The 10,084-nt window shown below is 45.0% G+C and carries 9 protein-coding genes; 3 read left to right on the top strand and 6 right to left on the bottom strand.

Going from position 1 to position 10,084, the window contains the following annotated elements; translation table 11 throughout:
- Positions 1-1,453, top strand: a 1,453-nt coding sequence (locus AC1U9U_RS13640) for a fatty acyl-CoA synthetase (RefSeq protein ID WP_479961102.1), incomplete at its 5' end; no start/stop codon positions are given.
- A 121-nt stretch (positions 1,454-1,574) separates the two neighbouring features.
- Here AC1U9U_RS13640 and AC1U9U_RS13635 read toward each other — a convergent pair.
- From AC1U9U_RS13635 to AC1U9U_RS13625, 3 genes are all read right to left on the bottom strand, one after another.
- Complete coding sequence (locus AC1U9U_RS13635) at positions 1,575-2,507, bottom strand: cation diffusion facilitator family transporter (protein WP_479961101.1); 933 nt, start codon at positions 2,505-2,507, stop codon at positions 1,575-1,577.
- Between the two features lie 27 nt (positions 2,508-2,534).
- Positions 2,535-4,685 (bottom strand): ferrous iron transport protein B, encoded by a 2,151-nt coding sequence (gene feoB, locus AC1U9U_RS13630; RefSeq protein ID WP_479961100.1) that lies wholly within the window; start codon positions 4,683-4,685, stop codon positions 2,535-2,537.
- Between the two features lie 64 nt (positions 4,686-4,749).
- Complete coding sequence (locus AC1U9U_RS13625; RefSeq protein ID WP_479961099.1) at positions 4,750-4,989, bottom strand: FeoA family protein; 240 nt, start codon at positions 4,987-4,989, stop codon at positions 4,750-4,752.
- Positions 4,990-5,119: 130 nt separating this feature from the next.
- On the opposite strand from AC1U9U_RS13625, the gene AC1U9U_RS13620 reads away from it, so the two are divergent.
- Positions 5,120-5,584, top strand: a complete 465-nt coding sequence (locus AC1U9U_RS13620; RefSeq protein ID WP_479961098.1) for a metal-dependent transcriptional regulator — start codon at positions 5,120-5,122, stop codon at positions 5,582-5,584.
- Between the two features lie 380 nt (positions 5,585-5,964).
- Here the strand turns inward: AC1U9U_RS13620 and AC1U9U_RS13615 are convergent, their stop codons facing one another.
- Positions 5,965-6,372 (bottom strand): molybdenum cofactor biosynthesis protein MoaE, encoded by a 408-nt coding sequence (locus AC1U9U_RS13615; protein WP_479961097.1) that lies wholly within the window; start codon positions 6,370-6,372, stop codon positions 5,965-5,967.
- 98 nt (positions 6,373-6,470) lie between these two features.
- Positions 6,471-6,896: a response regulator gene (locus AC1U9U_RS13610; protein WP_479961096.1), complete on the bottom strand. Its 426-nt coding sequence runs from the start codon at positions 6,894-6,896 to the stop codon at positions 6,471-6,473.
- Positions 6,897-7,210: 314 nt separating this feature from the next.
- Here AC1U9U_RS13610 and AC1U9U_RS13605 point away from each other — a divergent pair, with 314 nt between their 5' ends.
- Positions 7,211-7,813 carry a Fic family protein gene (locus AC1U9U_RS13605; protein WP_479961095.1) on the top strand — a complete coding sequence of 201 codons (603 nt, stop codon included), beginning with the start codon at positions 7,211-7,213 and terminating at the stop codon, positions 7,811-7,813.
- On the opposite strand, the gene AC1U9U_RS13600 is transcribed toward AC1U9U_RS13605, so the two are convergent.
- On the bottom strand, positions 7,769-10,084 hold a 2,316-nt coding region (locus tag AC1U9U_RS13600; protein WP_479961094.1), incomplete at its 5' end, for a type I restriction endonuclease subunit R. The genes AC1U9U_RS13605 and AC1U9U_RS13600 overlap by 45 nt on opposite strands.

The raw sequence follows: 10,084 nt of genomic DNA, 5'->3' as shown, positions 1-10,084 counted from the left end.
GGAAGAGGAGTGCAACCGGGTTGCCAACGCTTTATTGGCTTTAGGGCTTCCGAAATACGACCGGGTGGCGGTATTGGCTCATAACACGATTCATCATGTGTTGACCTGGCTGGGAACCGCCAAGGCCGGCGGGGTTTATCTGGCCATCAACTACTTATTGCGGGGCAAAGATATCAGCTATTGTATTAACCATTCGGAAAGCAAGGTATTCATCATCGAGGACTCCCTGTACGATCTGGTAAAAGATGTCCTCCCCGAAATGCCCAATGTCAAGACCTTGATTTGGTCCAAACAGGGCCGGGGAGATGATCACCCCGCCGGGTTCCGGGATTTTGACACTTGGTACAAAGAGTATCCGGCAACGGAACCGGAGGTTGAGCTATACATCGAGGACCCGGTGCAGATGACCTACACCAGTGGCACCGAGAGTTTGCCGAAAGGAGTTATTTTAACGAACCAATCACTGTTGGCCGAGTATACGGGCGCCATCATTGACGGACAGTTTACCGCCGCCGACATCAACATTAACGCCTTGCCCATTTACCATTGCGCCCAGCGGGATGTTTTCCTGACCCCGGCTTTGATGGTCGGTGCTACCAACATCCTGTTGGCTTCCGCCGATCCCCAAACAATTATGCAGAACATCGCCCAATATAAAGCCAGCATGTGCTTTGCCCCACCCACAGTCTGGATTGGCTTGATGCGCCACCCGGAATTTGACAACACCGATTTAAGTTCGATGACCAAGGGTTACTACGGTGCCTCGATCATGCCCGTGGAAGTGTTAAAGGAATTAGTCCGGCGCTTACCCAACTGCAAAAGCTGGTACAATTTCTATGGCCAAACAGAATTAAGCCCCTACCATACTTTACTTAAACCGGAAGATGCCCTGCGTAAATTGGGTTCGGCCGGAAAGCCCGGTTTAAATATGGAGACCAGGTTGGAGGATAATGAGCATAATCCCATCACCGAGGCCGAGATTCCCGGGGAAATTTGTGGCCGGGGCCCCCATGCCATGTTGCTCTACTTCAAAGAACCGGACAAAACCGAAAACACCTTTGCCCACGGCTGGTTTCATAGCGGCGATATCGGCATCTACGATGAAGATGGGTATATAACCGTGGCCGATCGCAAAAAGGATATGATCAAATCCGGGGGAGAGAACGTCCCCAGCCGGGAGGTAGAAGAAGTTATCTACCTTGATGCAAGGGTATCTGAGGTTGCGGTTGTCGGCTTGCCCCATCCTAAATGGGTAGAAGCGGTTACCGCCTTGGTCGTCCCCAAAAAAGGCGCGGAAATTACGGAAGGTGAAATTATTGATTTATGCCGCAGCAACCTTCCCCCCTTTAAGGTGCCCAAAGGTGTGGTGCTCATCGAGGAATTGCCGAAAACCCCCAGCGGCAAAATATTAAAAAGAGAACTCCGGGTAAAATTAGGGACACTGTATAGTTAGGTAGTAATTATGAAGCCCAAGGGTACTCTCAGGAGACGGGCTGTGTGAAAACACAGCCCGCTGTTGCAAAGTAATTGATCAATTCGCTCAAAAATCATCCAAGCCTCTGGAACTGTTGGCACTACCTTGTTGGACACATATCAATACACAGCGAACATTGATTTTGGTGGTCAATCCTACTATGATAACAACTACTGCATGAGTAGTACTCAAATTGAATAGTCGTATGTTCGATACCAAACTTTTCGTGAATCGCGTGCTGAATCCTGTGTAATAAGTCGGCTGTCTGTTCTTTGTTTAATTCTTCAACCCAAACATGTGCTGTCATGGATATAACTTCTTGTGAAAGGGCCCAGACATGTATATCGCTTACTCCCTGGACGCCATCCAAAGATACAACTGTGGACCGAAGTGCTTCGATTGAAATATTGCCTGGAACGGATTCCAGAAAGATTTGCAAACATTCCCAAGTCATTTTAAAAGCATTTCTTAAAATAAGACAGGCAAGGAGCGCACTGAGTAAGGTATCGATTCCAAACCAACCTGTAAAATAAATAACTACGCCTCCGATGAGCACTCCTAAATCAGCAAGGGCATCTCCCGCGAAATGGAGGAAAGCACTTTTCACATTCAGATTATCGGCGTCTTGCCTTAGATTAAGAACAATCAATAGATTTACAATCAACCCGATAATGGCTACGAAGATCATCCCTCGCGGCTCCACGCTAACAGGATGGAGAAAACGTTGAATTGCTTTATAAAATATAAACAGGGAAATGACAATGAGAGATATATTATTGATTAACGCTGAAAGCACACTATATCGGTAGTAGCCATAGGTGTTTTTGTCATTGGCCTTTTGGGTCGCTACTTTCAACCCCCACCAACTGATAATCAAGGCAGAAAAATCGGTGATGAGGTGCCAAGAATCACTAAGTAGAGCAAGGCTATTGGTTATTAGAGCAAAACTTAGCTTTACTGCAAGTATTAACCCTACCAAACCGATTGAAATAAAGATTTTCTTTTGACTTTTAAGGATAATACCTTCGGACATTTAATCTGTCTCCTCTCTTTATTCATTCTATACGAGGCCCAGCAGTCGTACTGTATTGGCGACGCTGAAACAGATGACTATACCGATTATTGTCGGGACAAGGAATGAAATGAAAGTCCATTTCCAACTCTGGGTTTCCTTCTTAATGGTCCAACAGGTTGTGCCACAGGGCCAATGCATGAGTGAGAAGAGCATGACGCAGACGGCGGTCAGCCAAGTCCAGCCGTGAGAAACCAATAGCTGTCTGAGCTGATCCAGACTATCCAGCTCAAGCATATTGCCCGAGGCCATATAACTCATGATTATGATTGGTACAACAATTTCGTTGGCAGGAAAGCCCAGAATGAAGGCCATCAGAATGTATCCGTCCAAACCAATTAACTGGGCAAAGGGATTAAGGAAATTGGCTGCATGAGTTAGAATACTTAAATCGCCCACGTTTATATTGGCCAAAATCCAGATGACCAAACCGGCTGGGGCAGCTACGCAAACAGCACGACCTAATACGAATAACGTTCTGTCGAATATGGAGCGAACAATAACCCTGCCGATTTGAGGCTTTCTGTAAGGAGGAAGCTCAAGGTTAAAGGATGAGGGCAGACCTTTTAGGATTGTCTTGGAAAGAACTTTGGAGATGAGTAAGGTCATTACAACTCCTAAAACGATAACTCCTGTTAATAGCAAGGCTGAGAGGACCGATTGGAAAGGGCCGGCTACAGTTCCGGCGAAGAACATGGTAATAATGGCGATCAGAGTGGGGAAGCGGCCGTTACAGGGTACAAAATTATTGGTGATAGTGGCAATGAGTCGCTCGCGAGGAGAATCAATGATTCTACATCCGATGATACCCGCAGCATTACAACCAAACCCCATACACATGGTTAAAACTTGTTTGCCATGAGCACATGCCTTTTTAAAGTAATTATCCAGGTTAAAGGCAATTCGGGGTAAATAGCCGGAATCTTCCAGGAGCGTGAATAAGGGGAAGAATATGGCCATGGGAGGTAGCATCACCGATACAACCCAAGCGAGGGTTCTATAGATACCCAAGACCAAGATTCCATGAACCCAGGCGGGAGTTCCTGCCCAAAGGAAAAACTCAGTCAAGCGGTCCTGGATTCCAAAGAGTAAAGTCGCAAGCATTGCCGACGGGACATTGGCTCCTGTAATGGTTAGCCAAAGGACCACAGCTAAAAGACCAATCATAATCGGTATTCCGAAGGTTTTAGAGGTTAGGATCCTATCAATTTTTCGGTCGGTTTGATTATATTTCTCGTTTTCATGGGTTACAACCGCGTTAAAGATTTTCGCGGCCATAGCTACAATATTTGATACAATCGTATCCCTGAACTGATTATGATCAATATTGGCCTCCTTTAAGATAGACTGGGCTTCTTTAAGTTTTTTGGCAATGAATATGTTTTTTCTCAAGTCAACATTAAGATATCTTTGCAGGGATTCAAGCATGGTTTTGTCTCCATCGAGGAGCTTTAAAGCAGCCCACCTGCTATTGAGTTTATTGTCAAGCAGCTCCTTAACGGTGGGCTCGACGAGAGAGATGGCCTGCTCAATTGCATCATTATACCGGATGCTAAAAGGGGAAGGCTTCCTTTTTTGACTTGTAAGATCATATACGGCATCCATCAGTTTATGTAAACCTTCACCGCTTCTTGCGCTGGTCCCGATGACAGGGACACCAAGCTGCCTGGAAAGCTCGTTTAAGTTTATTTTGATTTTTTTCCGCTTGGCTTCATCCAAAAGGTTAACACAAACAACAACATTTGCTGTCGCTTCCAAGGTCTGAATCACTAAATTCAGATTCCGTTCCAAACACGTGGCATCCGTAACGACAATGGTCGCATCCGGATTGCCAAAGCAAATAAAGTCCCGTGCCACTTCTTCTTCAACTGAGTTTGCCATAAGGGAATAAGTACCCGGTATATCCACTAATTTAAAATTTTTATCTTTATGTTTGTACAGTCCTTGAGCATTTGTTACTGTTTTACCCGGCCAGTTCCCTGTGTGTTGGTTTAGTCCGGTTAAACTGTTAAATACGGTACTTTTCCCCACATTAGGGTTTCCTGCAAGGGCAATAATTTTTTCGTCGGGAGTGGACCGTTCAATTCTTAACTCGCTTTGCAAGACACTTGCCCCGGAAGATTGACTTGTAAGACCCATTTTAAAATAGCCCTCCTCACCGACCCCGGACCATCGCCTGGCCCGGGGTCATTCGTTATTGTGGTTAGACAGACTCAATCATAATTTTCGCGGCATCTTCGGAGCGAAGAGCAATAACGGCACCGCGAATATGATACGCGATCGGGTCGCCGGAGGGGCTCTTTTGCAGAGCTTCCACTTCCGTATCGGAAACCAGACCCAAATCAAGTAGTCTCCTTCGAAGATTTCCATCTGCAGTAAGTACCTTTACCTTGCCTTTCATTCCCAGAGGTAAAAAATTAAGTGGAATAATTTTCGCTTCCATTAAGAGTACCTCCCTCAAACTATAAGTCGTGTGCAAAACTTTTTCTCTACCCTAACGTATGTAAACTAAACATGGTGTGTTACGAATATAGTTAAGTTAGTAGAAAAAAATTTAAAAGGTGTGATCTGTCATGACAAAAGAATTTCACACAGTCCGGGGATACCAGCTTCTGGATCAAAATCAGGGCTTACTGACCTCCGCTATGGAAGATTATCTTGAAATGATATATAGAAATAGCCTGCAAGATAACTATCTTCGCATTAACAAGCTTGCCGAACTTTTAAATGTCAAAGCCTCCTCTGCTTCAAAGATGGTACAGAAACTTGGCGAGCTAGGGTTTGTAAACTATGAGAAGTACGGCATTTTCATACTCACTGAAAGTGGTAAGGAGTTAGGGGAATTTCTTTTAGGACGTCATCAGGTAATCGAGGATTTTCTGAGGTTTTTAGAGTGCGATGAGGTTTTGGTTCAAACGGAACTGATCGAACACAACATCAATACCCTTACCTTGAACAATATCAATATCCTCAATGAGTTCTTTAGAAAGGATCAAGATGCTGCTAATAAATTTAAGATCTTTAAAAATAACTTTTAAATTACGAAAGGGGGCGATTACTCGCACAATCATTATTGCCCGTTGTCAAAGATAATTTCAGCTTGGTGATCTTAGGCATCATTGTCCTCTCACTGATCCCTATTCTCATCACCTATATAGAGAACCGAGGAAAATCAAAAACGAATAAATAAAATCCGTAAAGATTCCAAGTACTGGCGACGGCGAAGGCCAAAACAAAATGGGCAGAGGTTATTGCTTAGGTAAGCATTAACTTCTGCCCATAATTTTATTTTAGCGATTACTTCTGTATTGCTGCGATCATCGTATTTCTCGCTTCGCCCTCTTTGAATGGTACCATAATTTCATTCAAAGACGGCAACAGTTTGATTGACACCCACTTTTGCTTAATGAAATTATAATTATTTCTTTTCGATTTCGGTGACGCATTGAGTTTTAATCTTTTCCACCAGGAATTGCAGGGCATCCACAACATGTGGTCTGATGTCGCCGCCGATCAGCACATACATAATGTCGTCACCAAGTTCCAGCTGACCTTCATTAAGCCAAACCCTGACGTGGAAGATCCCGTCCATCTTTCTCGTCTCGGCAATCGCCGCCTCAACCTTTGCCGCATCATAAGCAAATTCCATTCCCTTGACCACTGAACCATCATCAAGACCTTGGCGCACCTTGGCTTTGGGTGTTTGGCGCACCACTCCATTATGGACTAAAAACATCCCTTCCTGTAAGGCTGCCGGATCCGCTTTGGCTTCTTTGAGCCATTCATCGATTGATGGTGCCTGCTTTTTAACGTTTCCATGAGTCATAATTAATACACCTCTATCCCCAATGTCCCATAATTTTCCTATCTAGAGAATACCATAGCTAGAACGGATTAACAATCTACATTTTAATACAGGGAAGGTTACGATTCAATCCTCTGGGTTTCGGCGTTCATCATCCTATTGATAGTCGTAAGAAAGGTATAAGCGCGGTCAAAGGTTTCCTTGATCTTATCATCGTCGATGGGTTTCAATACATAGTCAAAGGCACCGTTCAAGATACCGGCCTTAGCATAGTCGAATTCCGCGAACTCGCTTAGCAAAATTACACATTTGCATAGGCCCTCCGAGTTAATGCGCTTCAGGAGTTCGATGCCATCGATAAAGGGCATCCGAATGTCCGTCAATACCACGTTTACACAGTTATTTCGCAAAATTTCAAGCGCTTCCAAACCGTTCTGCGCTTCATACTTGATCATAAATTTGTCTCTGTTTTCTTGAAAGTAGGCCATCCGCTTGATTTTTCTCCTGAAGACCTCTTTATCATCAATGACCAACACTGTATACATTTGATCGTCTCCACTCAAGTAGTTTTCAGTAGGTGCTATTTTAAGTAAGGAAGTAAGCTTGATGTATTAGTATGATGAAGTGACCGTTGCCGGGAAAATCAGCTTTCCTAGCAACGGTCATTTTGTCGGAATCCAATCCGAGTAATCTCTATTCTAATGAAGCCTTAAGGGCCGCTAATTCATCCTCAACGCTCCGGGAATTTACGCCGGACTACCAAAACCGATCGCTATCTTTTCGTTTTAACATATATATGCTATAATCCTTGCAGGAAGTATATGGTAATCGCGACATTTCGGCTGAGAGGTGAAAATAGGTGCTATTTAATTACGACTTTAATATCGAAAATCCTGTGTTGGAACCTAATAAAAAACTAGCGTTCTATAATGCTAAAAAGATGTTGCCGGAGTATGTATTTGATGCATCGAAACTTGAAAACAATCCACTAACCTTTCCCGAAGTACAGACCTTGATGGAGGGTATAACCATCGGCGGCCACAAAGTCAGTGATATGCAACAGGTCCTGAATATTAAGGATAGTTGGTATATGCTATTAGAAGTCATTGCAAAAGGAGAATTCCGGGTAGCAAAAGAAATGTTCCATGCCATCAATAACCTAATTGCGCGAGGGGAATCACTTGAATGGGGTAAATTCCGCACCGGATCGGTAGGAATTTCCGGAACAGAAAAGTATAAAGCACCCAGCCGGCAGGAACTTGATCAGATCTTCGACTCTGAGCTCCCGATTGTTCTTGGCAACTTCCATCCGGTGGAGCAGGCCGTTCGGCTGTTTCTTTGGGCTGCCTATAATCAGTTTTACCGGGACGGAAATAAACGGACTGCGCGCCTAATGGCAAGCGGAATCCTGATCATCCTAACCTACTATCTTGACTGCGTTCTCTTTGATCTTTGCCACTAGTTCTAAAATCTTCTTCTGTTTCGACCCATCAAATAACTTCATAAGGTTTTGGGGTTTATCAAAAGGTGGCTTCATCAGCTCAGCCGGATTTTCCATATACCCGTTTTGAACGATGTAATCAATCACCTTTTTCACAAAAACGATCTGGGCTTGGTTGAGGGATTGGTCGTTGATAAACTCGGAAAAAGCCGCAGTGGCAGCAGCATATTCCATTTTCCCCACCTTACGAACCAATAGACCAAAGGGTGTGTCCTTGAATTCCCGTTGATAATCCTCAGTGGTCCCCAGTTCCCCGGTAAAGATCCGCTCCAAGCTTTTATAATCAAGTGCGGTTAGGGGAATATTATGGCGCAGCTTATGGATGGCCACCTGATCCCGGTTGCTCTCGATATAGCGATTGACCTTGAGCCGGTAATCTTCAAAGTCATAGGCAGGGTCTAGGGCCTCCCCCTCTTTAACCTGAAGAACCTGATCGGCAAGGTTCGTGTAAATAATCGGTCTTTCACCCTCGCCCACAATGAATTTAATCAGCTCCCGCAGCTCTACCCGCACCCTTTCAAAATCCAGAAGACCCGGTTTCTCCCAAAAATCCACGGTCCCAACATCATTGATAAGTGCCAGCTTTTCCTTAATTTGCGGTATCGTGGCCCGTTTGGAGAGTTCGAGACAGAGGTTCATAAGCTGCTTCTTACTCTTTTTGAACTGGGGTTTTGCCTCAAGGTGAGCAATCATTAAGCCATATATAAGATTATCAAAGCGCTTTGCAAATTCATCCCCATCCTCCATATAAACTAGGGGTGCCAGGAAGGTAACCAGGTTATGCTTGTCACTTTCCGTTAAGCAGGTGAAGGCTTCGGCCAGCTTGTACTTCTCCACATACTGAAGCTGCATTTTCACAGAGACCAGTTCCGTGTTTAAAGCCACAACCTGCTGCCTCACTGTTTTGACTAGCTCAGTGCGCAGAGCTTGATAAGGCTCGTCACTAAAAGCACCCTCCTGCAAAAGTTGGATAAGCCTTACCCGTTTGGCAAAGATCGCCTCCGTTAGGCTTTGGGTATCGTTACCCTTTAACCCCTCTTTATGAACGCGGAAAAACTCGAAGTTACCTAGGTAATCAAAAATAATAAAGGAGGTTTTATCCTGACCGTCGCCGAAAAGATTTTTGCACAGCCGGGTCCCCCGACCGATCATTTGCCAAAACTTCGTTTTCGAGCGGACCCGTTTGAAAAAGACCAGATTGACAAGCTCCGGCACATCAATCCCCGTATCCAGCATATCCACCGACACAGCGATATGGGGTTGTTTCTCAGGGATTTTGAAGTCATCAATAATGGTCTGGGCATAGGCATCATCACAGATAACCCGCATGGCAAAACTACCCCGCAGGTGAGGATAGAGCTTATCGAAGCGCTCGATGATATATTGGGCGTGTTTTTTGTTTTGGGCAAAAATAATCGTTTTCCCCAGTCGGTCCCCACCGGCAACCTTGATCCCCTTAGTCATTAAATCCTCAAGGACTATGTCCACCGTAGCTTGGTTGAAGATAAACTCATTCAAGGCAGGGGAGGGGATAAAATCGGGCATCTCCCCGTCTTCATCGGTGAAATCCTCCTCATAGCGGGCTTTGTCCTCCGGGGAAAGCTCCTCATAGGTGATCCCCTGCTCTAAAAAATTCGTGGTGACTTCGATATTGTGGTAAGGTACCAGGACCCGATCTACCTGAACGGCTGTTTCATAGGCGTAGGCGAAGGTCGGGACCCCATGCTCCATTTCAAAAAAGTCATAGGTATTCCGGTCCACCTCGGTCTTGGGGGTGGCTGTGAGCCCCACCAAAATTGCATCAAAATACTCAAAGATCGCCCGGTATTTTTTAAAAATACTGCGGTGAGCTTCATCGATAATAATGAGATCAAAATGAGCAGGAGAAAAAAGCCGCTGACCTTCGGCGTTTTTCGCGGTATCGATGGCGTTGAGCATGGTGGGATAGGTGGAAAAGACAATACGGGCATTCTTATCATCCTTGTTACTAAGGAGATTGCATAAGGACATATCGGGAAGATGATGCTTAAAATCATCCTTCGCCTGTTTGACAAGGGCAGTTCGATCCGCCAAAAACAAAATGTTCGTGATATAGCCACCCCGGGACAGGACATCCGTTAAACTGGAGGCTGTCCGGGTTTTCCCGGTTCCGGTGGCCATGACCAGCAAGAATTTCCGGTGGCCGGTCTCGATAGCTTCACATACAGCCCGAATCCCTTCCTTCTGATAGTA

The sequence above is a fragment of the Desulfitobacterium sp. genome, assembly GCF_982384815.1.
The sequence above is the reverse complement of the archived record's forward strand: the minus strand, read 5'-3'. Positions and strand labels throughout refer to the sequence as shown.